General features: G+C 40.2%; 22 protein-coding genes and 1 pseudogene. 15 read left to right on the top strand and 8 right to left on the bottom strand.

Going from position 1 to position 26642, the window contains the following annotated elements:
• Window positions 1-43: 43 nt before the first annotated feature.
• Together AVJ20_RS11665 and AVJ20_RS11660 are read left to right on the top strand one after the other, a co-directional pair.
• Window positions 44-981 (top strand): annotated as a pseudogene (locus AVJ20_RS11665) (NAD(+) kinase).
• 2 nt (window positions 982-983) lie between these two features.
• Window positions 984-1250 (top strand): YeaC family protein, encoded by a 267-nt coding sequence (locus AVJ20_RS11660; protein ID WP_078189099.1) that lies wholly within the window; start codon window positions 984-986, stop codon window positions 1248-1250.
• 92 nt (window positions 1251-1342) lie between these two features.
• Here AVJ20_RS11660 and AVJ20_RS11655 read toward each other — a convergent pair whose 3' ends face one another.
• Window positions 1343-2341: a glycosyl transferase family protein gene (locus tag AVJ20_RS11655; protein WP_111885332.1), complete on the bottom strand. Its 999-nt coding sequence runs from the start codon at window positions 2339-2341 to the stop codon at window positions 1343-1345.
• A 408-nt stretch (window positions 2342-2749) separates the two neighbouring features.
• On the opposite strand from AVJ20_RS11655, the gene AVJ20_RS11650 reads away from it, so the two are divergent.
• Window positions 2750-4096 carry a dicarboxylate/amino acid:cation symporter gene (locus AVJ20_RS11650; protein WP_078194416.1) on the top strand — a complete coding sequence of 449 codons (1347 nt, stop codon included), beginning with the start codon at window positions 2750-2752 and terminating at the stop codon, window positions 4094-4096.
• A gap of 171 nt (window positions 4097-4267) precedes the next feature.
• Window positions 4268-5410 carry an acyl-CoA dehydrogenase family protein gene (locus tag AVJ20_RS11645; RefSeq protein WP_111885331.1) on the top strand — a complete coding sequence of 381 codons (1143 nt, stop codon included), beginning with the start codon at window positions 4268-4270 and terminating at the stop codon, window positions 5408-5410.
• 146 nt (window positions 5411-5556) lie between these two features.
• Here AVJ20_RS11645 and AVJ20_RS11640 read toward each other — a convergent pair whose 3' ends face one another.
• Window positions 5557-6087: a DJ-1/PfpI family protein gene (locus AVJ20_RS11640; RefSeq protein ID WP_111885330.1), complete on the bottom strand. Its 531-nt coding sequence runs from the start codon at window positions 6085-6087 to the stop codon at window positions 5557-5559.
• A gap of 573 nt (window positions 6088-6660) precedes the next feature.
• Here AVJ20_RS11640 and pheA point away from each other — a divergent pair.
• The 4 genes from pheA to AVJ20_RS11620 all read left to right on the top strand — a co-directional run bounded on the left by pheA (window position 6661) and on the right by AVJ20_RS11620 (window position 11668).
• Complete coding sequence (pheA, locus tag AVJ20_RS11635) at window positions 6661-7770, top strand: prephenate dehydratase (protein ID WP_111885329.1); 1110 nt, start codon at window positions 6661-6663, stop codon at window positions 7768-7770.
• A 69-nt stretch (window positions 7771-7839) separates the two neighbouring features.
• Window positions 7840-8931, top strand: coding sequence for a histidinol-phosphate transaminase (hisC, locus tag AVJ20_RS11630; RefSeq protein WP_078189092.1), 1092 nt, complete (start codon window positions 7840-7842; stop codon window positions 8929-8931).
• A 3-nt stretch (window positions 8932-8934) separates the two neighbouring features.
• Window positions 8935-11184, top strand: a complete 2250-nt coding sequence (locus AVJ20_RS11625) for a bifunctional prephenate dehydrogenase/3-phosphoshikimate 1-carboxyvinyltransferase (RefSeq protein ID WP_111885328.1) — start codon at window positions 8935-8937, stop codon at window positions 11182-11184.
• Between the two features lie 112 nt (window positions 11185-11296).
• A complete protein-coding gene (locus AVJ20_RS11620; protein WP_111885327.1) occupies window positions 11297-11668 on the top strand; it encodes a hypothetical protein in 372 nt (123 codons plus the stop codon).
• Between the two features lie 84 nt (window positions 11669-11752).
• Here the strand turns inward: AVJ20_RS11620 and AVJ20_RS11615 are convergent, their stop codons facing one another.
• On the bottom strand, window positions 11753-12277 hold the full coding sequence (locus tag AVJ20_RS11615) for a hypothetical protein (RefSeq protein WP_111885326.1): 525 nt from the start codon (window positions 12275-12277) through the stop codon (window positions 11753-11755).
• A 280-nt stretch (window positions 12278-12557) separates the two neighbouring features.
• Window positions 12558-13184, bottom strand: coding sequence for an alpha/beta hydrolase (locus AVJ20_RS11610; protein ID WP_111885325.1), 627 nt, complete (start codon window positions 13182-13184; stop codon window positions 12558-12560).
• A 125-nt stretch (window positions 13185-13309) separates the two neighbouring features.
• Here AVJ20_RS11610 and yaaA point away from each other — a divergent pair, with 125 nt between their 5' ends.
• From yaaA to AVJ20_RS11590, 4 genes are all read left to right on the top strand, one after another.
• Window positions 13310-14092 carry a peroxide stress protein YaaA gene (gene yaaA, locus AVJ20_RS11605; RefSeq protein WP_111885324.1) on the top strand — a complete coding sequence of 261 codons (783 nt, stop codon included), beginning with the start codon at window positions 13310-13312 and terminating at the stop codon, window positions 14090-14092.
• A 955-nt stretch (window positions 14093-15047) separates the two neighbouring features.
• A complete protein-coding gene (locus AVJ20_RS11600; protein WP_111885323.1) occupies window positions 15048-16370 on the top strand; it encodes an NCS2 family permease in 1323 nt (440 codons plus the stop codon).
• A gap of 66 nt (window positions 16371-16436) precedes the next feature.
• On the top strand, window positions 16437-17438 hold the full coding sequence (locus AVJ20_RS11595) for an adenosine deaminase (protein ID WP_111885322.1): 1002 nt from the start codon (window positions 16437-16439) through the stop codon (window positions 17436-17438).
• 56 nt (window positions 17439-17494) lie between these two features.
• Entirely contained in the window at window positions 17495-17869 is a 375-nt protein-coding gene (locus tag AVJ20_RS11590; protein ID WP_111885321.1) for a hypothetical protein, read from the top strand.
• 52 nt (window positions 17870-17921) lie between these two features.
• Here the strand turns inward: AVJ20_RS11590 and AVJ20_RS11585 are convergent, their stop codons facing one another.
• A complete protein-coding gene (locus tag AVJ20_RS11585) occupies window positions 17922-18479 on the bottom strand; it encodes a cytochrome b (RefSeq protein WP_078189083.1) in 558 nt (185 codons plus the stop codon).
• 212 nt (window positions 18480-18691) lie between these two features.
• Between AVJ20_RS11585 and AVJ20_RS11580 the strand changes: the two genes are divergently transcribed.
• Both AVJ20_RS11580 and rnhB read left to right on the top strand, forming a co-directional pair.
• The gene (locus AVJ20_RS11580) at window positions 18692-19081 is read left to right on the top strand and encodes a hypothetical protein (RefSeq protein ID WP_078189082.1); all 390 of its coding nucleotides are present in this window, start codon (window positions 18692-18694) and stop codon (window positions 19079-19081) included.
• Window positions 19082-19174: 93 nt separating this feature from the next.
• Window positions 19175-19744 (top strand): ribonuclease HII, encoded by a 570-nt coding sequence (gene rnhB, locus AVJ20_RS11575; protein ID WP_111885320.1) that lies wholly within the window; start codon window positions 19175-19177, stop codon window positions 19742-19744.
• A gap of 92 nt (window positions 19745-19836) precedes the next feature.
• Here rnhB and csrA read toward each other — a convergent pair whose 3' ends face one another.
• The 3 genes from csrA to alaS all read right to left on the bottom strand — a co-directional run bounded on the left by csrA (window position 19837) and on the right by alaS (window position 24660).
• Window positions 19837-20091 carry a carbon storage regulator CsrA gene (gene csrA / locus AVJ20_RS11570; protein WP_078189080.1) on the bottom strand — a complete coding sequence of 85 codons (255 nt, stop codon included), beginning with the start codon at window positions 20089-20091 and terminating at the stop codon, window positions 19837-19839.
• A gap of 248 nt (window positions 20092-20339) precedes the next feature.
• The gene (locus AVJ20_RS11565) at window positions 20340-21620 is read right to left on the bottom strand and encodes an aspartate kinase (RefSeq protein ID WP_078194395.1); all 1281 of its coding nucleotides are present in this window, start codon (window positions 21618-21620) and stop codon (window positions 20340-20342) included.
• 346 nt (window positions 21621-21966) lie between these two features.
• Entirely contained in the window at window positions 21967-24660 is a 2694-nt protein-coding gene (alaS, locus tag AVJ20_RS11560) for an alanine--tRNA ligase (protein ID WP_171319267.1), read from the bottom strand.
• Between the two features lie 933 nt (window positions 24661-25593).
• Here alaS and AVJ20_RS11555 point away from each other — a divergent pair.
• Window positions 25594-26622 (top strand): type I glyceraldehyde-3-phosphate dehydrogenase, encoded by a 1029-nt coding sequence (locus AVJ20_RS11555; RefSeq protein WP_111885318.1) that lies wholly within the window; start codon window positions 25594-25596, stop codon window positions 26620-26622.
• Window positions 26623-26642 lie beyond the last annotated feature (20 nt).

The following is a 26642-nucleotide window of genomic DNA, read 5'->3' as shown; positions in this document are numbered from 1 at the left end:
AGTCGAAACTTTAAAGTTTTTTTAAATCATTTCTGTTAGTGATATGATACCAATGAGGCGAAGCGGAGCAAAAGCGCAGGTGCAAATTTCACATAAATCATTTCGAAACATTGGGTTGATTGGTCGTCCAGACAAATCATCAGTGATCGAAACCCTATGTTTGATCCACGATCATATTTTAAGTTTGGGATTACATCCTGTATTTGATACGCAAACAGCGCAGCTGGTACCCTATAACAATACTCAGACGGTCAGCCGTAACTTATTGGGTGAAGTCGTCGATCTGGTGATCGTAGTCGGCGGTGATGGTTCATTACTTCATGCTGCACGTGCCTTGGTGAAATACAACACTCCTGTGATTGGGGTGAACCGTGGTCGTTTGGGCTTCCTGACCGATATCAAACCGACAGAAGTGATTTTCAAGTTAGATCAAGTGCTTAAAGGTGAGTTTCAGCTAGACCGACGTTTCTTGTTGGAAATGGAAATTCGCTCGAAAGGTGAGTCGATTTATGATGCTGTGGCTTTAAATGATATTGTGCTGCATTCAGGTAAATCGGTACATATGATCGACTTTGAACTGAATATCGATGGCCAATATGTGTACCGCCAACACAGTGATGGTTTAATTGTTTCGACACCAACTGGCTCTACAGCTTATGCATTATCTGGTGGTGGTCCGATTGTCCACCCAAGTATGGATGCGATTGCCTTAGTGCCAATGCATCCACATACTTTGTCTTCACGTCCGATTGTCGTGGGCGGACAAAGTGAAATTAAAATTTTGATTCGTGAAACCGTGTATTGCCAATGGTCAGTGCCGATGGTCAACACAGTGTATCATTGGGTGTAGGCGATAGTTTACATATCCGCAAACATCCATTTAAGCTCAACTTATTACATCCACCTGGTTATGACTTCTATATGGCATGTCGTACCAAGCTAGGCTGGAACCAAGATTTTGACTCATTAAAGCAGGATTAATTATGAATATTGAACAGATGCTTGCCGTACTCGATCCTGAAATTGTTGGTCGATTAAAAACGGCAATTGAAATTGGTAAATGGCCAAATGGTGTAGCGCTGACTCAAGAACAACGTCAAATTTGTATGCAAGCGGTGTATGCATGGGAAATTAAACATTTGCCAGAAGATGAGCGTAGCGGTTATATCGACCGAGGGACCAAAGAAGAAGATGAGCATTGCGACTCACATGTGGAAGAACCTGAGTTCAAGCCGATTCGTTTTGTTTAATCCGTTTTCTTTCTGATTGAAAAAGCCAGCTTAATGCTGGCTTTTTTATTGGCATGATGCATGCCTAGATTTATTTCTTCATATCTGCTTATTTAAGCGTGACGATTTGCCCACATGGTTTTGGCAGTTTGCATCGCTTCATCAAAACTTGCGACAGCGCCCATGGTATATAGTGCGATTCCCATGGTTTCGGTGACCGCGATTTCACCATATTCATGTACCTGTTGACCGTCCCACACGGCTTTAAAAACGGCCAAATCAAGTTCTTCTTCGACTGGACTGCGGTTGTCCGTCAGTTTAGGCAATTCATGTTCATACATTTCACCATCCTTGATACCACAAATTAAGGTTTTTGCATCAGGGTTACGTTCGAATTCACCACCTTCACCCTTAATGACAGCACTATTTTGATAACCCAATTGAAATGCCGCACGTTGGTGTGATCCACGATAGGCTGGATGGAAAATAGCTTGCATGGTGGCTTTGGCATTAAATGGGTTAATCAGACGCGCAAGGGTGTGAATTGGGGAACGTAAACCCATCACATTGCGCAGTGAAATTAAATCACTAAGTATTGGTGAAATGACGTCGAGCGGAATATAAGCAAAATGACGTTGTATTAGTTGCTGTTCCACATCTGTATCATTTTGGCAAATAGGAAAACCCAAATACTCTAATACTTGTTCTGTATAAAGGCGGTTAATGGTATGACCTGAAGCGCCATGCATCACGACATTGTAACCGTGTTTTGCCAGCGTTAATGCTGCTAATAAAAACCATGGATAATGTTTGCGTTTACCTGCATAAGATGACCAATCTAAATCGACATCTAGCTTTTTAAACTTGAGTTGATCACGTGTAGCTTGGACGAAGCCTGTAAGTTCATCGACTGACTCTTCTTTTACACGCAATAACATCAAGAAAGCGCCCAATTGAACGTCCAAAACCTCATCTTTTAAGATCATGCTGAACGCTTGGTAGGCTTCATCATAAGTGAGCGAACGTGCGCCATTTTTACCTTTACCCACGATACGGACAAATTGCGCAAAAGGATGTTCAAAATCTTTGTAAATATTTCGTTTATTGTTCATGCAAATACTGGGCTTAAAATTAGGACTTAAGGATAGTTTACTTCTATAGTTGGTATTTTTCAGCCTGATAATGAGCGTAAAAAATGCAGTCTTTAGACTATAGTCTAATGATCTCGGTCTATTATTTAACCGAAATTAACATTTGTGGCAGAACAAGCCATTAAAAAACAGGTAAAATTTAACCTACTTTAGTATGCGTTTCATCTCCTGATCAATGTGCTGATTCTATATCAGGTCCTGATGTGATTATTTAATCACCATACATATTTCGTTTTTCTGTATTTGGCTAAGTCAAATACCTTTGGTGCTCTTTTGTCGAAGACAAAGGGGCTTTGGGCTGTTTATTTTTTGAAAATAGACAAAAACTGAATATTTCTTTGAAGCAGAAATATATCGTGAAGTAATGTCATGGCTAAAAAACCAATTTATAAGTCACTATATTTTCAAGTGATCGTTGCCATTATTGCGGGTGTATTGGTGGGTCATTTCTCACCAAGTGGTACGCAAATCATCAATGGTACCGAGCAATACGTAAAAGGCTGGGGTGAATTGTTCTATCCACTAGGACAAGGTTTCATTAAGCTAATTAAAATGATTATTGCACCTGTGATTTTCTGTACCGTGGTAAGTGGTATTGCAGGTATGGAAAGCATGAAATCTGTGGGTAAAACAGGTGGGGTCGCTTTACTATACTTCGAAATCGTTTCGACCATCGCACTCATTATCGGTCTTGCAGTGATTAATATTGCAAAACCTGGTGTAGGCATGAACGTCGATCCAGCATCTTTAGATACTGCAGGTATTTCTAAATATGTTGAATCTGGTGCAGCACAATCTACCCAAGAATTTTTTATGAATATCATCCCAAACACCGTTGTTGGTGCGTTTGCTGAGGGTGAAATTCTTCAAGTTCTATTATTTGCCTTATTATTTGGTTTTGCTTTGCATAAACTTGGTGATGCAGGTAAGCCTGTATTGAAGTTTATTGATCAAATTGCACATGTATTCTTTAACATTGTAAACATGATCATGAAGCTTGCACCAATTGGTGCTTTCGGTGCGATGGCTTATACCATTGGTAAATATGGTATTGGTAGTTTGGCACAATTGGGTCAATTGATCATCTGCTTCTATATCACATGTTTGCTGTTTATTTTCATTATACTTGGCTCAATTGCACGTATTTGCGGTTTCAGTATTTTGAAAATGATTCGCATGATTCGCGAAGAGTTACTGATCGTACTGGGTACGTCATCTTCAGAGTCTGTACTGCCACGTATGTTGAAAAAACTTGAACTTGCTGGCGCAGAAAAATCTGTAGTGGGTCTTGTTATTCCAACAGGTTATTCATTTAACCTAGATGGTACGTCTATTTACCTAACCATGGCAGCAATCTTTATTGCACAAGCGACCAATACACCGCTTGATATTTCGCATCAGATCACATTGTTATTGGTTCTACTCATTTCATCTAAGGGTGCTGCGGGTGTGACGGGTTCAGGCTTTATTGTGATGGCTGCAACATTGTCTGCTGTGGGGCATATTCCTGTTGCAGGATTGGCATTAATTCTTGGTATTGACCGCTTCATGTCAGAAGCACGTGCATTAACCAACCTTGTAGGTAACTCATTGGCAACGATTGTGGTTGCGAAATGGGTGGGTCAATTAGACAAAGAAAAACTAGATTTTGCTTTAGCAAATCCTGAAGAAATTGACCGTCAGATGCAAGAAGAAGGCAATGCACATCATGCTTAACGCTGATGCTGTGATGTAAAAGATGTAATTAAAAAGGAAGCTTCGGCTTCCTTTTTTTTATGTAAGCCCAAAGCCAAATTTGAACGCTTTAGTTTTTAGGCATGACGGCTGTTCTAAACTGCAATAGGATGGAGCTCAACAAAATAACAAACTCAACCAAGGAAGAAACACATGCTAGCTTATGATGCAGACTTAGAATTATTTCGAGATAACTTTCGCCGTTTTATGGCAGAGCATGTCGCACCACATTATGAGCAATGGGAACGTGAAGGCATTATGCCGCGTTCAGTATGGAATGCTTTGGGTGAAAATGGCTTTTTATGTGTGGATGTGCCTGAAGAATATGGCGGCTATGGCGTTCCAACGCATTATTCACTGATGCTAGTCGAAGAATCTGCGCGAGCAGGTTTTAGTGCATTATCGACAGGTATTTCATGCCATTCTGAAATTGCAGCGCCTTATATTTTGCACATTGGTTCAGAAGAACAAAAACAATATTGGTTACCGAAAATGGTCACGGGTGAAGTGGTCGGTGCTATTGGTATGACAGAGCCGGGAGCAGGTTCGGACTTGCAGTCTATGCGTAGTAGTGCAATTTTGCAGGGTGATTATTATCTTCTCAATGGTTCGAAAACCTTTATCTCAAATGGTCAACATGCAGACTTAGTGGTATTGGCTGCAAAAACTGATCCACAAGCACGTGCCAAAGGTGTGTCATTACTTTTAGTCGATACACATTTGGATGGATTTAAGAAAGGTACCAACCTCGACAAAATTGGTCTGCATGCGCAAGACACTTCAGAGTTGTTTTATGACAACGTCAAAGTGCCAAAAGAGCAACTTTTGGGTCAAGCTGGACAAGGCTTTGCTTACTTGATGCAAGAGTTACCGCGTGAACGTACCGCAATTGCCTCGACTGCAATTGGTGCGATTCGCGGTTCCATTGATGTGGCAACGCAGTATGTTAAAGAGCGACAAGCGTTCGGACAGGCGATCGGACAGTTCCAAAATACTCGTTTTGTCTTGGCACAGGCTAAGATTGACGAATTGGCTACAGCGGCATTTTATAATCAAAATGTTGAACTTTATATGCAAGGCAAACTTGATGTTGAAACTGCAGCAGCACTCAAGAGCTTTTCTACCGATATGCAAATGAAAGTGGCCCATAATCTACTTCAATTATTTGGTGGCTATGGTTATATGACCGAATATCCAATTTCACGTTTCTTTGTCGATGCACGTATTCAGCAAATCTACGGTGGCACCAATGAAATTATGAAAGAAATCGTGGCACGAAGTATTTTAGGTCGATAAACAATTTATCAGGCTGAAATTAAAATAGCGAAGTGAAGACTTCGCTATTTTTTTTTAGGATGTATTTCTATAGAGACGATGTATTTCTACAGATTTGCGTGTTTGAATTAGATTATGCGGTTGAGTTTGAGTGAATATATTGAAACCTATGATAATGACGGTTGCCCCAAAACTTGCAAACAGACTTCAATAAATTCAGGGGTATCTAAAGTACTGCGAGACGATATATATAGGTTATTATCATTCACGACCGATTGATCCGACACCACCACACCTGCGTTTAACAAAGCAGATTTCAGCGTTTCAGATTGGGCGAAATGACGACCTTGTATGACACCAGCTTCTAATAACAACTGTGGACCATGGCAACTGCTCAAGATCGGCTTTTGGCTATCTGCAAAATTACGTACAAAATAGATAAAACGGTCATCTAAAGAGAGTTTCTCAGGGGAATAACCGCCGGGAATAAACAAGGCATCAAAATCATGCACAGAGGCGTCGTCGATACTCTGGTCAATGGTGATCTGGGAACGGCGTTTCATGCCGTGAACGATTTTTCCAACCTGATCTTCGATATTGATAATGCTGTGCCGAGCGGCTCGAAATGCCTCCACAGGCTCAAGATACTCAATATCTTCAAAATCGTAGGTCACTAACACTGCAATTTTCTTGTGCATACTTGTACCTATGGGTCTGTTATTTTTTTTCTGATATTTAGACTACAAAGCAATGATAAAAATTACCTGTGTCTTTTGTAATAAATGCGTCAATGACTGTAAACACTAGATGAAAGTGCCTATTAAGTCACTGAAAAAACGATCAATGACCAAGTGTTTATATAGATCATCTTTAAGTTTCAAATAATTTCTATGCCATGTAAGCCAAGTTTTGAAATTTTTTATTTTGCTTCAGGTGTTGAGAGCAAAATTTAAAACTGAAATGACCAATGAAACAAATTGATTGATGGGCTTATACAAGGGGATGGATCTGATGCAAATTTGGAGGAAAAGAGAAGGTCTATTTATTGTGCTGCTCAAGATGAATGATCAATAAAACCGTCAAAAGGTAAGATTTGCCTCAATTAAGGCTTTAGCTATCAGTTTGGCTGTTTTAGCTCTTAAGTTAAGCTGATGAAGCTTTAATCAACTGTATGTTTTTAAGGCTGAAACCATCAAAGTCGTATTGCGCAACATTTGAAAGCTAACTATTGTTATACTGTTTGCAAAATTTTTTTGAAGGGCGACATAACAATGATCAACGATGATCAAAACACTCCGACTTCTCTGGACTTAGCTCAAATTCGTGAAGATATCGACTCTGTTGATATGCAGATTCAACAACTTATCAACCGTCGTGCGAAACTAGCTGAGGCAGTTGCAAAAGCAAAATTTGCTGCTGAAGAGAATCCATTGTTTTATCGTCCTGAACGTGAGGCGCAAGTTTTACGTAAAGTTATGGATCGTAACGAAGGCCCATTGTCTGATGTGACAATGGCACGTTTATTCCGTGAGATCATGTCGGCTTGTTTAGCCCTGGAAGCGCCGCAAAGTATTGCGTTTTTAGGTCCAGTCGGAACTTATACGCATTCGGCTGTTTTAAAACATTTCGGTCAAGACGCTGTTGTTCGCCCTCTTCCAACGATTGATGAAGTATTCCGCGAAGTAGAAGCAGGCAGTGCGCACTATGGTTTAGTGCCTGTTGAAAACTCATCTGAAGGGGTAGTGAACCATACTTTAGATTGCTTTAAATCTTCACATCTCAATGTTATTGGTGAAGTGGAACTGCGTATTCATCACCAATTCCTTGTGTCTGAAAATACACGAAAAGACAGCATTAAACAGATTTATGCACATCAACAAACTTTGGCGCAATGCCGTGGTTGGTTAGATGCACATTATCCGGGTGTAGAACGTGTTGCACTCAGTTCAAATGCAGAAGCTGCACGCCGTATTCGTAATGAATGGCACTCTGCAGCAATTGCCTCTGAAGTTGCTGCGAACATCTATAACCTTGAAATTTTGCATAGCAATATTGAAGACAATCCTGAAAACACCACACGTTTCTTGGTGATTGGTCGTGAGAAAGTGCCACCATCTGGCAATGATAAAACATCATTGTTGATTTCAGCGCATGACCGTGCAGGGGCGTTGCTTGAAATTCTTGCACCATTTGCAAAACACAATATCAGTTTGACCAGTATTGAAACACGTCCTGCCTTGCCTGAAAAATGGGCCTATGTCTTCTTCGTTGACTTAGAGGGTCATGTGGAACAAGACAATGTCAAAGCAGCGATTGAAGAAATTCGTCCATTGGTTAAAGAAATTCGTGTATTGGGTTCATATCCGATTGCTGTTCTTTAAGATCACAACTGTGATCAATTCCGTCAGGAGTTGATCACCTTCATCATTTGAAAAAACTGGAAGTGTAAAATGACGTTTGTCCCAGCCAATGAAGGCATTGCAAAGCTAAAGCCTTACCAACCAGGTAAACCAATTAGTGAACTTGAGCGTGAGTTGGGTATTACAGATATCGTAAAACTCGCATCAAATGAAAACCCATTGGGTTGTTCTGACAAAGTGAAAGAAGCGGTTGCTGCTGAACTTGCAGAAATTGGTCGATATCCGGATGGTGGCGGTTTTATTTTGAAAGACCAAGTTGAAAAACAATTTGGTATTGCACATGACCGTATTACATTGGGTAATGGTTCAAACGATCTTCTAGAAATTTTTGCTCGTGCTTTTGTCTCAGAGCAAGACTCTGTGGTGTATAGCCAACACGCATTTGCTGTGTATGGTCTGGTGACACAAGCGATTAATGCTGAAGCGATTGAAGTTCCTGCAAAAGGTTTTTCACATGACCTAGATGCAATGGCTGCGGCAATCAAAGACAATACTAAATTGATTTTTATTGCGAACCCAAATAATCCAACAGGCACATGGTTTGAAGAAGCTGAATTTGAAGCGTTCATGCAAAAAGTACCTGCAAATGTGATCGTGGTTTTAGATGAAGCCTATGTGGAATATTTTCCAGAAAACTTCAACAGCTTAAAATTCTTAGATCAATACGCAAACTTAATCGTTAGCCGTACCATGTCAAAATGCTATGGCTTGGCTGCGCTACGTGTTGGTTTTGCTTTGGCTTCAGTTGAAGTGACGGATTTCCTTAATCGTATTCGTCAACCATTTAACGTCAACCATTTAGCAATGGTTGCTGCAGTTGCTGCACTTAAAGATGAAGCGTTTATTGAAAAATCACGCGTAGTGAACAAAGCGGGTATGGCTCAACTTGAGTCAGGCTTTGATGCTTTAGGTTTAGCGTATGTGCCTTCACGTGCCAACTTCATTTTAGTAAATGTAAAAGCAGATCCTGCACAGACTTTCAATGCTTTATTAAAAGAAGGTGTGATTGTTCGTCCAGTTGGTATCCCTGAGCATTTACGTGTATCAATTGGGACTGAAGCTGAAAATGCTAAATTCTTAGCTGCATTGGCTAAAGTTTTGGGCTTAGAGGCTAAAGCTTAAGTCATGTCTGTACCACTATTTGAAAAAGTTGCTTTTATTGGGCTTGGGCTAATTGGCTCAAGCCTAGCTCGTGTCATGATTGCTGAAGATTTGGCTAAAGAAATTGTGGCATCTACGCGTTCACAAAAAACTTTAGAAGATGCAAAAGCTTTAGGACTTATTCAGCAGGGTTATAGCGATCCTGCTGAAGCGGTCAAAGGTGCAGATCTCGTTGTCTTGGCTTTGCCTGTACGTGCGACACAAAAAGTCCTTGAAGCGATCAAGCCTTATCTATCCGAACAGACGATTATTACCGATGTTGGGAGTACCAAAGGCAATGTCGTTGATGCAGCGAAAGCAGTCTATGGTGAGCAATTACCTGCTGGTTTTGTACCGGGGCATCCGATTGCTGGGGCTGAACTAACAGGTGTGCATGCAGGTAAGGTAGATTTATTTGCTAATCACAAAGTGATTTTGACACCATTACCTAGCAGTGCAGATTGGGCTGTAGAGAAACTGATTCAATTGTGGCAAGCTGCCAAAGCGGAAGTGATTTGCATGGATGTGGAAAAACACGATGAAGTGTTGGCCCATACCAGTCATCTTCCGCATTTGATGGCATTTAACTTGGTTGAGCAACTTGCGAACCGAGAAGACAATTTAGATATTTTCCGTTATGCCGCTGGCGGTTTTCGTGATTTCTCACGCATTGCTGCAAGCGACCCACATATGTGGCATGACATCTTTTTTGCCAATAAAAAGGCAATTTTAAATGCGGTAGATGGCTTTGAAAAACAATTGGCTATTCTTCGCAAACTGATTGAAGATGAAAACTCACAAGCGTTGATGGGACTGTTGGGGCATGCACAAGCGGCTCGCCAACATTTCAATCACATGCTCGCAAAGAAACCACTGATGGAGAAAAATAAAGTGACGACACAGCAATTCAAAATTTTACCGGGTCCAAAGCAATTCCAAGGTAAATTTACTGTGCCAGGTGATAAATCTGTGTCACATCGCTCTATCATGTTTGGTGCTATTGCAGAAGGCACAACGCATGTCACTGGTTTCCTTGAAGGTGAAGATGCCTTGGCAACCCTTCAAGCATTCCGCGATATGGGTGTAAGTATTGAAGGCCCTAAAAACGGCGAAGTCACTATTCATGGTGTAGGTATGCATGGTTTAAAAGCACCTGCAGGCGCTTTGTATATGGGCAATTCAGGTACTTCAATGCGTTTGCTTTCAGGCATGTTGTCGGCACAGAAGTTTGATTCAGTGATGACGGGTGATGCGTCATTATCAAAACGTCCAATGGAACGTATTGCCAAACCATTACGTGAAATGGGTGCGCAAATTCAAACTACAGGTGAGCGTGGTACGCCGCCCGTGTCTATTTCCGGAAGTCAAAACCTGAAAGGTATTCACTACGACTTACCAATGGCATCTGCACAAGTAAAATCTGGTATTTTGTTGGCAGGTCTTTGGGCGGAAGGTGAAACTGTTGTCACTGAGCCAGAACCGACACGTGACCATTCTGAACGTATGCTTCGTGCATTTGGTTATGACGTGAAAACAGAAGGCAACCGCATTTCACTTCGAGGTGGCGGCAAGTTAGTCGGTACGGATATCCAAGTACCCTCTGACATTTCATCTGCAGCATTCTTTATGGTGGGTGCAGCGATTACTGAAGGTTCAGATGTCACACTTGAAGCGGTCGGCATTAATCCAACACGTACAGGTGTGATCGAAATTTTAAAACAGATGGGTGCTGACCTGACTGTTGAAAATGAACGTATCGCTGGCGGTGAGCCAATTGCAGATATTCGTATTCGTGGTTCACGTACACTCAAAGGCATTCATATGCCAGAAGATCAAGTACCATTGGCGATTGATGAATTTCCAGCGCTGTTTATCGCAGCAGCTTGTGCAGAGGGTCAAACCATTTTGACTGGTGCAGCTGAACTTCGAGTGAAAGAATCAGACCGTATTCAAGTGATGGCAGATGGCCTAAAAATTATGGGTATCGATTGTACGCCAACCGAGGACGGTATCATCATTGAAGGTCAAGGCAAAGCGGGTGAGTGGGGAGCAATCTTCACAGGTGGTCAAATCGAATCACATCATGACCACCGTATTGCAATGAGCTTCTCAATGGCAGGTTTACGTACTTCGGGTGAAATTAATATCGTGGGTACAGAAACTGTTGCAACAAGTTTCCCAACATTTACAGAGCTAGCGACTCAAGCCGGTTTAACGATTGCGGTAAGTGAATAAATAATTCACTAAATTTGTATATTTATTCAACAACAGCCAAGCAAATGCTTGGCTGTTTGGTTTTAATTGCTTATGCTAAAACTATACAACAAGAATGTCTTTGGATAGATACATGAGAAAACTACAATTCACCGCCCATAGCGATTCAAATCGAGCTGAAAGCAGTACTGATACTCAAACTCAAGTGGCTGAGTTTTTAGCAAGTAAGCTTGAGAAATATGGCTTTCAAACGTTATCGCAAAGTGGTGATCAGATTGCAGTCAGTGTCGATCAGCATGAATTGCCGCTTTCAGTGACATGTCAGGGGCAGGATGAATCAGGTCGTCTAGTCTGTGAAATTACCTCTTATCCAGATGAAGACCAAGATTGGTTAGATCGTATTACTGAGCAAAGTTTATTGAATCAATTGGCTCAAGCGGTCGAAAACAGTTTAAAAGAAGAAGACTCGTATAGTGAGTTTCAATGGAAACAAATGACGAAATGAACTGAAAAATTGAATTAAAAATCATCTATAAAAAAGCAGCATAGTGCTGCTTTTTTATTTTTTAACGGAATGTATCGAACAACGTTATAGACATTCAATATTGATAGGATTAATAGTTCGATTGCTCTTTTTCACATAGTCACACATTTTTTCTGACTCTTGTTCATTGAGTCCCCAAAACACGATCACACCACGTTGATCAGTCAATTTGCTATCGCTTAAATAAATATAATGGGTGTCATGATAGTTTTTATCGAGCATATCTTTATATTTTTGATCGGTAAAAGATGAACAAGACGAAATTTCAGCTTCTTTACACACCGAGTCACTCGAACAGCGTTGCTTAAAGGTTGAGATCATATTCATGGTGTCAGTGCTGTTGAGTTGGGCTTCACACACTTGGCTGTTGGGAAAGTCGTAGACCATTTTTAAGCTAAAATCACGACCATCGACATTCATCTTGTATGACGCAGTCAAATAGGCTTTGGGACTATGGTTCGCAGCAACCGTAGACGCTGGCAAATTTGTCGTTGTGGATGGGGTTGAATTAAAATAATAAACCAAAGCTGCAATGCTTAGACTTAAAATCACAGCAACAATAAATTTCATTTTTCCCTCTAAATTTTATCTTAATTTTTCTGGGTATTATTTCTGTAGTTGATTATTTAAACAAGTAAATAATTGGTTTTTAGATAAAAAATTGAGGCTTAATCAAAATTAAACGAGCATAGGCTTAAGTCATTACATGTTGAACGAATTGTGATCACTAATGCAAAAAAATGGATAACTTGACAAGCGAGTAGTTCAGTTTATCTGGAATATTGGGGGAATAGAGCGTTCGCTAGGCAAGAAAAATGAGCCAGTTAAGCTGACTCATTTTTGGTATTGTTTATACTAAAAAGCGTGAGATCGCGATACGAAGCTGTTTGAGATAACCTGTAAAGAAGTGGTTTGCACCTGGTAAAACCGTGATTAAATGGCGCTGTGGTTTGGCCCACTGAATCAAGTCAGATAACAGTGTGACATTATCTTCTTCACCATGAATAAATAAAATATCACCCTTAATATGCGGTGTCACATAGTGACGTACACCTGCAACTGTTGTGGTTGGTAAGCCGCATAAAATAGTCTGTACAGGCTGTAATTCTACAGGCAAAAGGGCATAGCATTTAGTCATGACATTTGCACCGAAACTAAAACCGCCTGCATAAAATGGCAGGTTCGGATGTTGGTTGCGAGCAAATTCAATGACTTGCATAGTGTCTTTAGTTTCACCATTGCCTTCGTCATGTATTCCTGCACTTTGGCCAGAGCCGCGGAAACTTGGGCGATAGACAACATAGCCACGTTCTAAGAACATTTGCGCTAAAAGCACAGGTACTTTGTGCTGTGGTGTGCCACCTTGCAATGGGTGAGGGTGTGTAACTACCGCGAATCCTTTCACTTCACCCTGTGGATAATCAACAAAAATTTCAAGCTGACCAACAGGCCCTTGAATGAACAGTTGTTCTGACATAATGACTAAAATGTGAAAGCGGGAGAGTCGCATAGTTTACAGATTATGTTTATCAAAAACACAGATTGGATTTGAAAATACTCTACTGTTATAGTTTGTTTAATTAAAAATTAATCAGGATGTTTATGCTCGCTTTAATTTCTCCAGCAAAAACTTTAGATTACGAAACCGCTTTACCGACTGAAAAATTCACTCAACCACGGCTATTAGATCATTCTGAAGAATTAATCTCAGTCGCACGTAAATTGTCGGTAAGTGAAATTTCAAGCTTGATGAGTGTCAGTGAGAAAATTGCGACTTTAAATGTTGAGCGCTTCCGAGATTGGCAGCCTGATTTTGATTTTGCCAATGCACGCCAAGCAATCTTTGCCTTTAAAGGTGATGTATATACCGGTTTAGATGCTTATAAACTTACAAACTCAGACCTTGAATATGCACAAACCCATTTGCGTATGCTCTCGGGTCTCTATGGTTTATTGCGTCCGCTTGATTTAATGATGCCATATCGTTTAGAGATGGGGACCAAGTTACAAAACCCACGTGGACATAACCTATACGAGTTTTGGGATAATACAATCACCAATCTCATCAATGACGATTTGGAAAAAGCCGGCTCTGAACTTTTGGTCAACATCGCTTCAGATGAATATTATAAGTCGGTCAAAGAATCAAAAATCAAAGCCGAAATCATCAAGCCTGTTTTTCTCGATCAAAAGAACGGCAAATATAAAGTCATCAGCTTCTATGCCAAAAAAGCACGTGGCCTAATGGCGCGTTATTTATTGGAAAATAAAATTGAACGTGTTGAAGATATCAAGTCGTTCAATACAGATGGTTATTATTACGATGCCGACAGTAGCTTTAAGGGCGAGTTGGTCTTTAAGCGAGATGAGCAACAAGTCGCTTAAGTTCAAGATTGAAATTTTGAATCTGTAAAAAATATGAATAGCCGCTGCTTAGAAGTCAGCGGCTTTTTTCATCTTCTTCATTCGAGACTTAATAGTGGGTCTGTGAAATTGATCGTGCTTTAAATTTCATATGTGAAATGATCTATGATTTGAAGCTTTGAGGGGAAAAGGATTCGAAAAATCATTCAGCGATTATCTTGTCTATCAGTCTAAAATATATTACAAAGTTAACATTGATCGAACAAATAGCTTATTAAATGACTTAATAAGATATAAAATTGTGAAATACGTCACTTTTTTGTTTAAGTTTTTTGTTATTATAGCCAAATATTTAAACATGAATAAAATTTTGTTATGAAAAAAATACTGATACCAATTTTTATACTCAGCATTGTGTTCTTAGGGTTTAGTGTTTATAAAAATGCAGAGTTAAAGCGACAGCAAGAAATTAATCAGGTGTTCAATGATGATTTGAACGCATCACCTTATATGCGCTAAAAAATCAATCTTGCTGCTTTTGAATTGAGCTCAAGCATGATCTTGAAGAGTTCGTCTAAATATTGATATTTTATTTTTATATATAATAATTTGAAACTTTTTAAAGAAAACAATGTCTTAAATTTACTAAATTGAAAAGCGATGAAAATGTGGAAACATTAAAAAATCAATGTGTTATAATTTGCCGAAATTAATTTGATCAGTATTTATTGATATTAAATACGAATTAAATGACATAAATAGAGGAGCTGCATAAGTTTATGCAGCTTTTTTGTTTGCAAATTTCAACATTTGTACTGTGTTGTATGCTGTTGAAAATAGGATTTTTTAAAGCCTACAATCTGCCGAATTGGCATATTCGTTGCTTAGGCATACACAAAATTAATGATGAATACATGACATGATTAATTTTGTGGAATGCTTATATGCATAAAGTTTACTTCATAGGGGCTAGGTCATGACGACTCCTAATCCATCTTCCGAGAACATGCTTGAACGTCTGTTTAAACTGAGCGAAAACAAAACCAGTTTCAAAACAGAAGTCATTGCAGGTGTAACTACTTTTTTGACAATGTGTTACATCATTATTGTCAATCCAATGATTTTGTCCGAAACGGGTATGGATCATGGCGCTGTTTTTGTCGCAACCTGTCTAGCAGCAGCCATTGGCTGTTTGGTGATGGGTCTTGTTGCTAACTATCCAATTGCCTTAGCACCCGGTATGGGCTTAAACGCTTACTTTACCTATTCTGTATGTTTGGGTATGGGCGTGGAATGGCAAACTGCTTTAGCAGCTGTTTTTGTCTCTGGCCTTGTTTTTATCGCTATCAGCATGTTCAAAATCCGTGAAGCGATTGTCAATGCGATTCCAATGTCGCTTAAACTGGCGATCGGAGGCGGTATTGGTTTATTCCTTGCACTGGTTTCTTTGAAAAATGCCGGCATTATTGTTGATAACCCTGCAACATTGGTCAGTCTGGGTGATTTAAAACAGCCGTCTGTCTTGTTAGCTTTACTTGGCTTCTTGATGGTTGTGGTTATGCATCACTTCAAAGTACGTGGTGCAATCATCATCAGTATTTTGGTGATTACTGCAATTTCAACCCTGCTGGGCTTCAACGAATTTAAAGGTGTTGTAGGTGCTATTCCTTCAATTGCTCCAACATTCATGCAAATGAACTTTGAAGGTCTATTCACCGCAAGTTTGATTGGCGTGATCTTTGTATTCTTCTTGGTCGATTTATTTGACTCTACAGGTACATTGGTCGGTGTATCACACCGTGCTGGCTTATTAAAAGATGGTAAATTACCACGTTTGAAGAAAGCATTATTTGCAGACTCATCTGCAATTGTTGCGGGTGCGGCATTGGGTACGTCTTCGACTACGCCTTATATTGAATCATCAGCAGGTGTTGCTGCCGGTGGTCGTACAGGTTTAACTGCAGTTGTAGTTGCTGTATTGTTTATTTTGGCATTGTTCTTAGCACCACTTGCTCAGTCTGTACCAGGTTTTGCAACTGCGCCAGCATTATTGTTTGTTGGCGTATTGATGATTCAAGGTATCGTTCATATTGAGTGGGATGATATTACTGAAGCAGTCCCTGCATTCTTAACAATTGTATTTATGCCGTTTACTTATTCAATTGCAGACGGTATTGCAATGGGCTTCATCAGCTATGCATTAGTTAAATTGCTTACAGGTAAAGCGAAAACTGTACCGTATATGGTATGGATTATTGCTGCACTTTGGGCATTAAAATTTGCTGCATTTGGCGGTTAATACTGTCAAATAGCGAAAGGGTGTAAACTCAGTTTGCACCCTTTTTTATTTTTATGAGGATAAAAGATGGATCAACTTGAGCTGATTCGCGCTTTGCCAAAAGCAGAGCTACATGTGCATATTGAAGGGACATTTGAGCCTGAACTCATGTTTGCAATTGCCCAACGCAACAATATTGCAATTCCTTATCAGTCAGTCGAAGAATTAAAAGAAGCGTATAACTTCCATAATTTACAGTCTTTTTTAGACATTTATTATGCAGGTGCAAATGTACTGATTCATGAGCAAGATTTTTATGATTTGGCATGGGCATACTTTGAAAAATGTGCAGAAGATCATGTGGTTCATACCGAAATCTTCTTCGACCCACAAACTCATACAGATCGTGGCGTTGCTTTTGAAACGGTTTTGAATGGCTTAAAACGCGCTTGTGATGATGCCAAAGTAAAACTGGGCATTAGCTCACATCTGATTATGTGTTTCTTACGTCATTTATCTGAAGACGCAGCATTTGCAACTCTAGATCAAGCTTTGCCATATAAAGATCAAATTATTGGTGTCGGTTTAGATTCGAGTGAAGTGGGTCATCCACCATCAAAATTCGAACGTGTTTTTGCAAAAGCACGTGAATCAGGTTTTCTTATCGTTGCGCATGCAGGGGAAGAAGGTCCAGCAGAATACGTATGGGAAGCCTTGGATCTACTGAAAGTAAATCGTGTTGACCATGGTGTACGTTCAGAAGAAGATCCAGCCTTAATGCAGCGTTTAATTGCAGAGAAAATGCCATTAACCGTTTGCCCGCTGAGTAATTTAAAACTTTGTGTTGTGAATAATATGGCTGATCATAATATTCGCCGACTATTGCAACAAGGTGTGCATGTGACCGTCAATTCAGATGATCCATCTTATTTTGGTGGCTATATGAATGATAACTTTATTGCGATCACCAAAGCACTTGATTTAAGCAATGCAGAGTTAAAGCAACTGGCAATTAACTCTTTTGAAGCATCATTTATTTCAGATGCGGAAAAACAAACTTGGATTAAAAAGATTGAAGCGTTGAATTAATAATCAGCGTATAATCTCAGGCAGTGAATATTCACTGCCTTTTTTATGTTTAAATCATGCTTTTCTCTCATTCAAATCGCTCTATATTTGCCTCATCGATTACATTTTTAGCCGCAGTATTGATTTCATCCGCTGCTAGTGCAGATAAATCAAGTTTAAGTCAGCGTATGCTAAAGCCTGTGATTGAATATCAATGCTCGCAAGAGTTAAATAGTTCTAAAATTTGGAAAGGTGCTGCGTTGTTTATGAGTGCTCAACAGAAAAAAGACAATCAAGCTGCGATTTGTCAGTGCGTGAGTGAGCATGCTATGGATGATATCGGTGCAAAAGATCTGATGACTGCTGCAGTGAATGAAACTGAAAAGAATAAACTGATATCTAAAGCGGTTTTGAATAGTATGCGCGGCTGTGCTCAGCAAGTGCTGAATTAAAAGATGATGCTCAAAATAAAAGCCACATGATGTGGCTTTTATTTTGTCTTTATTAGGGTTTTGGTTGTCGTGTCATGCTTTTGAGCACATGGTCTTTATCAATAAAATGATGTTTCAGTGCTGCCAAAATATGACCGACTAAGAGCAAGCCTGCTGCCCAAGAAATCCAAATATGTAGCGGTTTCACGATGGCAAGTAATTCAGGATTATCTTGGACCAAGCGTGGTATTTCAAACAAATACAGGACAGGGGCCGGGTGACCTGCGCTCCAACTAAATAAGCAACCTGTAATAGGTAAAGCCAGTAGTACAAAATAAAGTGCTAAATGACCCAAATGTGCCAAGGTTTTCATGCCGGAGGACATGTTGTCAGGTAAATCTGGAGCGGGGTGGGTATAGCGCCAAAAGATTCGTATCACCACCAGAAAAATAATCGTAGTCGCAATATTTTTATGGAGGGTAATGACTTGCCCTTTAAAGCTGCCATCGACGTCATAACTCAGAAAATTACCACTATAAAAGCCAATTAACCATGCCACGATGAATATGATCGCCATCAGCCAATGTAAGACCTGAGCTGTTCGAGTGTAGTATTGTGTGTTATTGCTCATGTTGATTATTTAAGCGTCCAATCTTATGCAGATTCTAATACAGACCACAAAAATATGCGTCGTTTAAAATCGGGACACTGTGTTGTGAATATGCAACACAGGCTTTGATGATTAACTACACAACTACCGAATTTATTTTAAATAGTCATATCAGATGGTGTGTGATTTGGGGCACAATATGCGCGTTAATTAACAGAACAAAGGAAATATTCGTGAAAAAATTAGTTGCTGTTCTAGCGCCATTAGCGCTTGTACTTTCTGCATGTGCTGCGACTGGTACAACAGGTACAAGTACATCTACAGGTACAACTTCAGCAAACAGCTTGGCAATGATGGCTGTTAAAGTGGGTGTTCAAGCGAAATGCGTGACTGAGCTAAATAACAACAGCTACTGGAAAACAGGTTCAAAACTATTAACAGAAACTCAAAAATCTGAACTACAAACTGAAGTGTGTTCATGTGTAGGCGAGAAAGCGACAACTAGCGTGACTGCAACGGATTTGGTTGTAGCAGCAATGGATAAAACTTCACAAGCAAATCTTGCGGCTAAAATTGTGACAAATACTTTAAATGCTTGCGTGATCGAAACATTTAAAAACTGAGATTTAGAACAATTTATACGACCCAGACATTGGTATTGCTGAGTATTAGCAAATCCAAATTAAGGGTCGTATTTTATTTTGAGTGAGAGATATATGAAAATTGCTGGTGCAGATGAAGCGGGTCGCGGTCCATTGGTGGGTTCGGTTGTTGCGGCAGCTGTCATTTTAGATCCAAATAACCCGATTGAAGGTTTAAACGATTCTAAGAAACTAACTGAAAAAAAACGTGAAAAGTTATTTATTGAGATTCAAGAAAAAGCCTTGGCTTGGGCGATTGCTGAAAGTTCTGCACAAGAAATTGATGAGATCAATATTTTGCAAGCATCATTACTTGCAATGCGTCGTGCAGTCGAAAAACTCAGTGTGCAGCCAGAACACGTGTTGGTCGATGGTAATAAAGTCCCAACCGGTTTAGCGATGAGCTGTGATGCTGTCGTAGGTGGTGATGCGATTCATCCAGAGATTTCGGCTGCGAGTATTTTGGCAAAAGTGACTCGAGACCACGAAATGGTTGAGCTAGATGCAAAATATCCACAGTATGGTTTTGCAAAACACAAGGGCTATCCAACCAAAGCACACTTTGAAGCAATTGCGCAGTATGGGGTGATTGATGAACATCGCCGCAGTTTTGGTCCCGTACGTAAAGTTCTAGAAGGGCAGTAATAAAGCTTAGTTGAACGTCTATAGTAAAAGCATGTTCTAGATAAATTTAAAGCGGCCTAATGAGCCGCTTTATCATTTAAACAACTTAAATCTTAGCGATTATAGTTATTTTGGGAATAATCAGTTTCTTCAAAAGATGGCTGATATTCTTGATCAATGTTTTGGAGATGTTCGTGCATTGCGCGTTCATGTTGAATTCGTTGGTAAATTTCTTCACGATGAACAGATACTTCTTTTGGAGCATTCACGCCAATACGAACCTGATTACCTTTAACACCAAGTACAGTCACGCTAACTTGGTCTCCAATCATTAATGTTTCTCCGACACGACGAGTCAGAATCAGCATGTTTCTCTCCTTGCAAAATGCAAAACCTGCAAATGATCTGTTATGTAAAATTCATAACTTGTAAAAGCAAAAAATTTAGCAGTGCATCTGAAACAATCATTGTGACAGTCGCAAACTGAGTAAATTTTAAAATCCTCAGGTTTAATATAACAGAGCCACTATAAAAAAAACTATAGTGGCTCTGAATTTTTACGATGTTTTTCAAAATCTGTCTAACAATGACAAATTTTGACACACAGCAAGGTTAATTAAGCACGTGCGCTTGATTCACCTGTTTCACGGTCTAGACCGAATGCAGTGTGTAGAGCACGTACAGCAAGCTCTAAGTATTTCTCATCAATAATCACTGAAATTTTGATTTCAGAAGTCGAAATCATCAAAATATTAATGCCTTCTTTTGCAAGAGCAGTAAACATTTTGCTTGCAACACCTGCGTGTGAGCGCATACCAACACCAACAATCGATACTTTTACGATGTCTGCGCGAGTTGCAACTTCACGTGCACCAATTTCTTGTGCAGTCGCTTCAAGAATGGCTTTCGCTTTTGATAATTCACTACGGTTAACTGTAAATGTGAAATCAGTTGTGCCGTCTTCTTCAACGTTTTGGATAATCATATCCACTTCAACATTGGCATCACCAATTGGTGAAAGGATGTTTGAAGCGATACCTGGTTTATCCGGTACACCAAGAATAGTTAATTTAGCTTCATCACGGTTGAACGCGATACCTGAGATGATTGGTTGTTCCATGTTGTCTTCCGCTTCAGTGGTGATTAGTGTCCCGACGTTTTGTTTAAAGTTTTCGTCGAATGCGCCATCATCGTCATTATCAAAACTTGATAATACGCGTAAAGGCACTTGGTATTTACCGGCAAATTCTACAGAACGAATTTGAAGGACTTTAGAACCAAGTGATGCCATTTCAAGCATTTCTTCAAAAGAAATACGATCAACTTTTTTCGCTTTTGGAGCGACACGAGGGTCAGTGGTGTAAACACCATCAACGTCTGTGTAAATCTGACATTCATCAGCTTTAAGTGCGGCGGCCAATGCAACACCCGAAGTGTCAGAACCACCACGACCTAGAGTCGTAGTGTTACCTTCGGCATCAAAGCCTTGGAAACCTGCCACTACAATGACACGTCCAGCGTCAAGGTTTGAAGTTAATACATCCGTATCAATCGCTTCAATACGCGCCTTGGTAAATGCGCTGTCGGTTTTAATACCGACTTGACGGCCTGTAAGTGATTTAGCTTCAACACCAATAGAGTTAAGTGCCATTGCTAACATAGAAATCGTTACCTGTTCACCCGTAGACACCATTTGGTCTAATTCGCGTGGATCAGGGGTTTCGGTAATGGCTTTCGCTAAAGCAAGTAGACGATTGGTTTCGCCACTCATTGCAGATACAACAACCACAACTTTGTGACCGTGATCATGCCAACGCTTTACACGACGAGCAACATTTAAAATGCGCTCTGGAGTACCCATTGAGGTACCGCCATATTTTTGAACGATTAATGCCATAACTATCCTTACCAAGTAAATAAGTCTAAAGACTTAAAGCACTTACACATATTTTAAGACCGCACTTCGGCGCGATTTTAATATACCACGTAGCTTATGAACTCCAAGGTAGGAGGAGTTCAAATAGATACTTTGTGTCTGCAGGGGATTCACATGAACCCAGCCTTTTAGACTCCATTTTCATCATTTAGCCAGAGGTTGAATATTGGTTTCAACATGATGATTGAGTTTGCGCTTTCACGCATCAACAGTGTTTAAGCAGGATCCAGCATTAAAAAACACACTGCTTAAACCTGTTGATTTGCTCAAAGGAGGTGAGTCACTTTGAGCTATAGGACTTTTGGTCTTATTTTTCAGCTAACCATGCAACGAGGTCAGTCATTACCGCTTCAAGTTTGTCGCTATAAGGAGCACCACCTTGAGCCATATCAGGTTTACCACCACCTTTACCGCCAAGTTCTTGACCAAGGTGTTTGATGATGTCACCTGCTTTTACAGCAGCAGTGTATTCTTTAGCAACCGAAGCAATGAGGCTCACTTTGTCGGCATCAACCGCTGCGATCACGATCACAGCATTGTCTAACTTAGATTTCACACCGTCGTGCAAGTTGCGAAGTGATTTCGCATCTACACCTTGAACCGTGGTGATTAATGTTTTACGGCCACCAATCTCTTGAACTTGACTCAATAACTCAGCGGCTTGGAAGCTTGCCAATTTTTGGTTCAATTGTTCAATTTGTTTTTGCAAGCTAGATGCTGTGTGAGACAAAGCTTCAACTTTTTCTAAAGTTTGATCTTTTTGCGCTTTCAGCAAGTCGTTAATTGCATGAATGTCACGATCTGCTTTTTGCGCAGCTTCAATAGCTTTAGTACCCGTAACGGCTTCAATACGACGTACGCCTGCAGCAACACCGCCTTCAGAAGTGATTTTGAATAGACCAATATCACCGGTGCGTTTTACATGAATACCGCCACAAAGTTCGATAGAGAAGTTTTTCTCATCTTTGGTTGTACCCATTGAAAGTACACGTACTTCGTCACCGTATTTCTCACCGAACAACATCATTGCGCCTTTTTCTTTGGCCGCCTCGATGTCTAAAAGTTCAGTTGAAACAGCAGTATTGGCAATCACTTCGGCATTGACAATGCGTTCAATTTCTTGAAGCTGTTCAAATGAAACAGGTTGGTCATTGGCAAAGTCAAAACGTAAAAGTTCGCTTGCAACCAATGAACCTTTTTGCTGTACGTGCGTACCTAAAACTTGGCGAAGTGCTGCATGTAATAGGTGAGTTGCAGAGTGGTTGCGTGAAGTTGCTGCACGGATATCCGCTTTAACAATAGCCTCAACTGCTTGAGCTGCTTTTAAGTTACCCATGGTCACGATGCCTTGGTGTACAAAAGCGCCGCCTGATTTTTTGGTGTCTTGAACTTCAAAAATACCAGTTTCGTTTTTGAAGATACCTGTATCGCCAACTTGACCGCCGCTTTCTGCATAGAACGGAGTTTGGTTTAGAACGATCAGTGCTTCATCGCCCTCAAAAACTTCATCAACTTGTTCGCCATCTTTGTAGATTGCAACAATTTGACCTTGGCCTTGAGTTGCGTCATAGCCGTCAAATTGAGTCTCGCCTTCAACTTTGACAATTGAGTTGTAGTCGACAGCAAATTTACCAGCATCACGCGCACGTTGACGTTGAGCCGCCATTTCGACTTCGAAACCAGCTTCATCAATGGTTAAATCACGTTCACGTGCAATGTCTGCTGTTAAGTCAGTCGGGAAGCCGTAAGTATCGTAAAGTTTAAATACAGTTTCGCCCGGAATTACTGAACCTTTAAGTTGAGCCAATTCGCCTTCAAGCAATTTCAAACCTTGCTCTAAAGTTTTTGCGAATTGTTCTTCTTCTTTCAAAAGCTGTGCTTCGATACGTGCTTGCTGTGCAGCAAGCTCCGGATAAGCAGCGCCCATCACGTCGATCAGCGGCTGCAACATTTTATGGAAGAATGAACCTGTTGCACCCAATTTGTTACCATGACGTACTGCACGACGGATAATACGGCGAAGTACATAGCCACGGCCTTCGTTAGACGGGTTAACACCGTCTGCAATCAAGAAGCAGCAAGAACGTGCATGGTCAGCCACAACTTTAAGTGAAGCAGGGTATTCAACTGGTTTGTTTTCTGCTTGTGCTTTTGCTTCAAGTTCAGTGGTATCTAAACCAATGATTTCAGCAGCAGCTTTAAGTAGGTTTTGGAATAGGTCAATTTCGTAGTTTGAGTTTACATGCTGTAAAACTGCAGAAATACGCTCAAGGCCCATACCTGTATCTACAGAAGGTGCAGGAAGGGCATGCAGAACACCATCAGCAGTACGGTTGAACTGCATGAATACGTTGTTCCAAATTTCGATGAAACGATCGCCATCTTCTTCAGGAGTGCCCGGTAAGCCGCCCCAAATGTGGTCACCATGGTCAAAGAAGATTTCAGAACATGGACCGCAAGGACCTGTATCGCCCATTGCCCAGAAGTTATCTGAAGCGTATTTTTCGCCTTTGTTGTCACCAATACGGATAATGCGTGAAGCGTCTAGACCAATTTCTTTGTTCCAGATATCAAATGCTTCGTCATCTGTATGGTAAACAGTGGCATAAAGTTTATCTTTTGGCAGACCTAACCATTTTTCGTTGGTTAAGAAATCCCAAGCAAATGTGATGGCATCACGTTTGAAGTAGTCACCAAATGAGAAGTTACCCAACATTTCAAAGAACGTGTGGTGACGTGCTGTATAACCAACGTTGTCTAGGTCGTTGTGTTTACCGCCGGCACGGACACATTTTTGTGAAGATGTAGCACGAACGTAGTCACGTTTTTCAAGACCAAGGAAGCAGTCTTTAAACTGGTTCATACCAGCATTTGTGAACAATAGTGTTGGGTCGTTGGCAGGTACCAGAGAACTCGACGCGACACGTGTATGCCCTTGCGATTCAAAGTAGCTTAAAAAAGCTTCGCGAATTTCAGCTGATGTCATAAAACGAGTACTCACAACCAAGTCTCTCCTAATTTCGATTTGGTAATAGCCTATCAAGCAAGTCTTACAAAATTTTCAAGCTGGCTTGAGATGCTGACATAAAATTTAAAAACGCTAAATTATAACGGAAAAAGGTGTAGTGACCAATGATTTTCGGCTATCTCTATGACTTTTTATATGTTTTAAATTTGGCACCTATATTTTTAGATTTTTAAACCTTTGGAACGCTGAAAGTATTTATTGATTAATCTTGTGAGCGCACTGTTGCTGCGTTTTATTTACTGATGTTGCGCAGTAACATCAGAAGCGCAATTTGATTCAAATAAAAGAACGATACGCGGTAACGTCATGCGCAAGTATTTGAGATAGGACTACTTTTAATCAAAAATGTTTTTACGATATTTTCAATAATTTGACGCTAGTGAAAGAGTTTTGTCGGTGAGGTGCATTGCACGGCAAGTTGATTTCCTTGCGAAGCACGCTTCTCATCTTGCCGAATGAGAAACAATGTTTCGTAAGAGTACCTCCAGCCGAAGGCTAATCCCTTTATCAATTCAAAAATGTAAGACTCCGTCGAATAAAGTTAAAAAGTATTTTAAAAATGCTTAATTACTTTTTCGTGCATAACATGAGTTATTTATATGTCTTGAAAAGCTTTGAAATTTCAAATTCAACATGTTAATGAATGCTCTACATGAAGGTGGGTTGCTTTTATATTTTTCAGTTCATTTGGATAATTGCATGTTTATACCCAATTTAATAATAGTGTTTGGACTTGATCTTAGCGCTGTACATTTCTAGTGAAGCTAATATTTGGATCTATACAGGTGCTAAAGTTTTATAAAAATAAAGCCCAATAAGCATTAAACGAATAAATGATAACGTTTTCATGTTGAAATCCATTAACATATAGATGCTTTATTTTTGTTTCAAAACGAAGGATTGGTCATGCAGCGAGTGGCAATTAATGGATTTGGTCGAATCGGACGCAATGTATTACGCGCTTGGTTTGAAAATCCAAAAGAATTTCATTATGAAATTGTTGCCATAAATGATGTCGCTGATGTGGAAACCATGGTGCATTTGTTTAAATATGACACCACGCATGGTCGTTTTGCAGGCCAAGTCGAAATTCTTGAACAAGATAGCGCTATTTTTCTAGATATCTCTTGTGCTCAAGCGCATCTCAAAGTGCAAGTTTTAAATGAAGCACAGCCGAGTCTTTTGCCTTGGCAGCAACTGAATGTCGATGTGGTACTCGAATGCACAGGTTTATTTAGATCGCGAGAGGCAGCCACACAACATATTGGTGCAGGTGCCAAACGTGTGATAATTGGTGCGGCGCCGTTTGACAGTGTTGATGCTGCGATTGTCTATGGTGTTAATCATCATGAAGTCAAAGCGACGGATCAAATTATTTCGAGTGTGTCTTGTACCACGCAGGCTTTGGTACCTTTAGTCAAAATTATTGATGATGCCTTTGGTATAGACACCGCACTTATGACAGAAATTCATGCTGTGACTGCGGATCAATCTGTATTGGATCATGCACATCGTGACTTACGTCGGGCGCGAGCTTCGGGTCAAAATATTATTCCAACGACGTCTTCTGCTCTAGGGGCATTGAAACGGGTCATGCCGAAAATGGAAGATCGAATCGATGGCTATTCGATTCGTGTACCGACGATCAATGTTGCTGCAATCGATTTAAGTTTTGTGTCCCAATCGCTTATCACCAAGCACGAGTTAAATGCAGTGTTAAGCAACGCTGCACGTTTTGATTATCATGAAATTATGTCAGTAACCGATGAACCTTTGGTATCAAGTGATTTTAATCATTCACCTTATTCATTGATTGTCGATTTGAATCAAACCATGGTGGTAGGAAAACAAGCAAAAGTTTTCGCATGGTATGACAATGAATGGGGTTATGCGAATCGCTTGCTCGATTTATGTGAAAGTTTTCATTCTCTATAAACATTCAAATTTATCCAATA

Source organism: Acinetobacter sp. CFCC 11171 (genome assembly GCF_003268405.1).
In the GTDB taxonomy this organism is placed as follows: domain Bacteria; phylum Pseudomonadota; class Gammaproteobacteria; order Pseudomonadales; family Moraxellaceae; genus Acinetobacter; species Acinetobacter amyesii.
Note: the sequence above shows the minus strand (reverse complement) of the source record. Positions and strands in the feature narration are given on the sequence as shown.

What these genes read in the sequence shown, in the direction of transcription:
- AVJ20_RS11660 (WP_078189099.1), top strand. Translation starts at nt 984, where the DNA reads ATGAATATTGAACAGATGCTTGCCGTACTCGATCCTGAAATTGTTGGT.
- AVJ20_RS11655 (WP_111885332.1), bottom strand. Translation starts at nt 2,341, where the DNA reads ATGAACAATAAACGAAATATTTACAAAGATTTTGAACATCCTTTTGCG.
- AVJ20_RS11650 (WP_078194416.1), top strand. Translation starts at nt 2,750, where the DNA reads ATGGCTAAAAAACCAATTTATAAGTCACTATATTTTCAAGTGATCGTT.
- AVJ20_RS11645 (WP_111885331.1), top strand. Translation starts at nt 4,268, where the DNA reads ATGCTAGCTTATGATGCAGACTTAGAATTATTTCGAGATAACTTTCGC.
- AVJ20_RS11640 (WP_111885330.1), bottom strand. Translation starts at nt 6,087, where the DNA reads ATGCACAAGAAAATTGCAGTGTTAGTGACCTACGATTTTGAAGATATT.
- pheA (WP_111885329.1), top strand. Translation starts at nt 6,661, where the DNA reads ATGATCAACGATGATCAAAACACTCCGACTTCTCTGGACTTAGCTCAA.
- hisC (WP_078189092.1), top strand. Translation starts at nt 7,840, where the DNA reads ATGACGTTTGTCCCAGCCAATGAAGGCATTGCAAAGCTAAAGCCTTAC.
- AVJ20_RS11625 (WP_111885328.1), top strand. Translation starts at nt 8,935, where the DNA reads ATGTCTGTACCACTATTTGAAAAAGTTGCTTTTATTGGGCTTGGGCTA.
- AVJ20_RS11620 (WP_111885327.1), top strand. Translation starts at nt 11,297, where the DNA reads ATGAGAAAACTACAATTCACCGCCCATAGCGATTCAAATCGAGCTGAA.
- AVJ20_RS11615 (WP_111885326.1), bottom strand. Translation starts at nt 12,277, where the DNA reads ATGAAATTTATTGTTGCTGTGATTTTAAGTCTAAGCATTGCAGCTTTG.
- AVJ20_RS11610 (WP_111885325.1), bottom strand. Translation starts at nt 13,184, where the DNA reads ATGTCAGAACAACTGTTCATTCAAGGGCCTGTTGGTCAGCTTGAAATT.
- yaaA (WP_111885324.1), top strand. Translation starts at nt 13,310, where the DNA reads ATGCTCGCTTTAATTTCTCCAGCAAAAACTTTAGATTACGAAACCGCT.
- AVJ20_RS11600 (WP_111885323.1), top strand. Translation starts at nt 15,048, where the DNA reads ATGACGACTCCTAATCCATCTTCCGAGAACATGCTTGAACGTCTGTTT.
- AVJ20_RS11595 (WP_111885322.1), top strand. Translation starts at nt 16,437, where the DNA reads ATGGATCAACTTGAGCTGATTCGCGCTTTGCCAAAAGCAGAGCTACAT.
- AVJ20_RS11590 (WP_111885321.1), top strand. Translation starts at nt 17,495, where the DNA reads ATGCTTTTCTCTCATTCAAATCGCTCTATATTTGCCTCATCGATTACA.
- AVJ20_RS11585 (WP_078189083.1), bottom strand. Translation starts at nt 18,479, where the DNA reads ATGAGCAATAACACACAATACTACACTCGAACAGCTCAGGTCTTACAT.
- rnhB (WP_111885320.1), top strand. Translation starts at nt 19,175, where the DNA reads ATGAAAATTGCTGGTGCAGATGAAGCGGGTCGCGGTCCATTGGTGGGT.
- csrA (WP_078189080.1), bottom strand. Translation starts at nt 20,091, where the DNA reads ATGCTGATTCTGACTCGTCGTGTCGGAGAAACATTAATGATTGGAGAC.
- AVJ20_RS11565 (WP_078194395.1), bottom strand. Translation starts at nt 21,620, where the DNA reads ATGGCATTAATCGTTCAAAAATATGGCGGTACCTCAATGGGTACTCCA.
- AVJ20_RS11555 (WP_111885318.1), top strand. Translation starts at nt 25,594, where the DNA reads ATGCAGCGAGTGGCAATTAATGGATTTGGTCGAATCGGACGCAATGTA.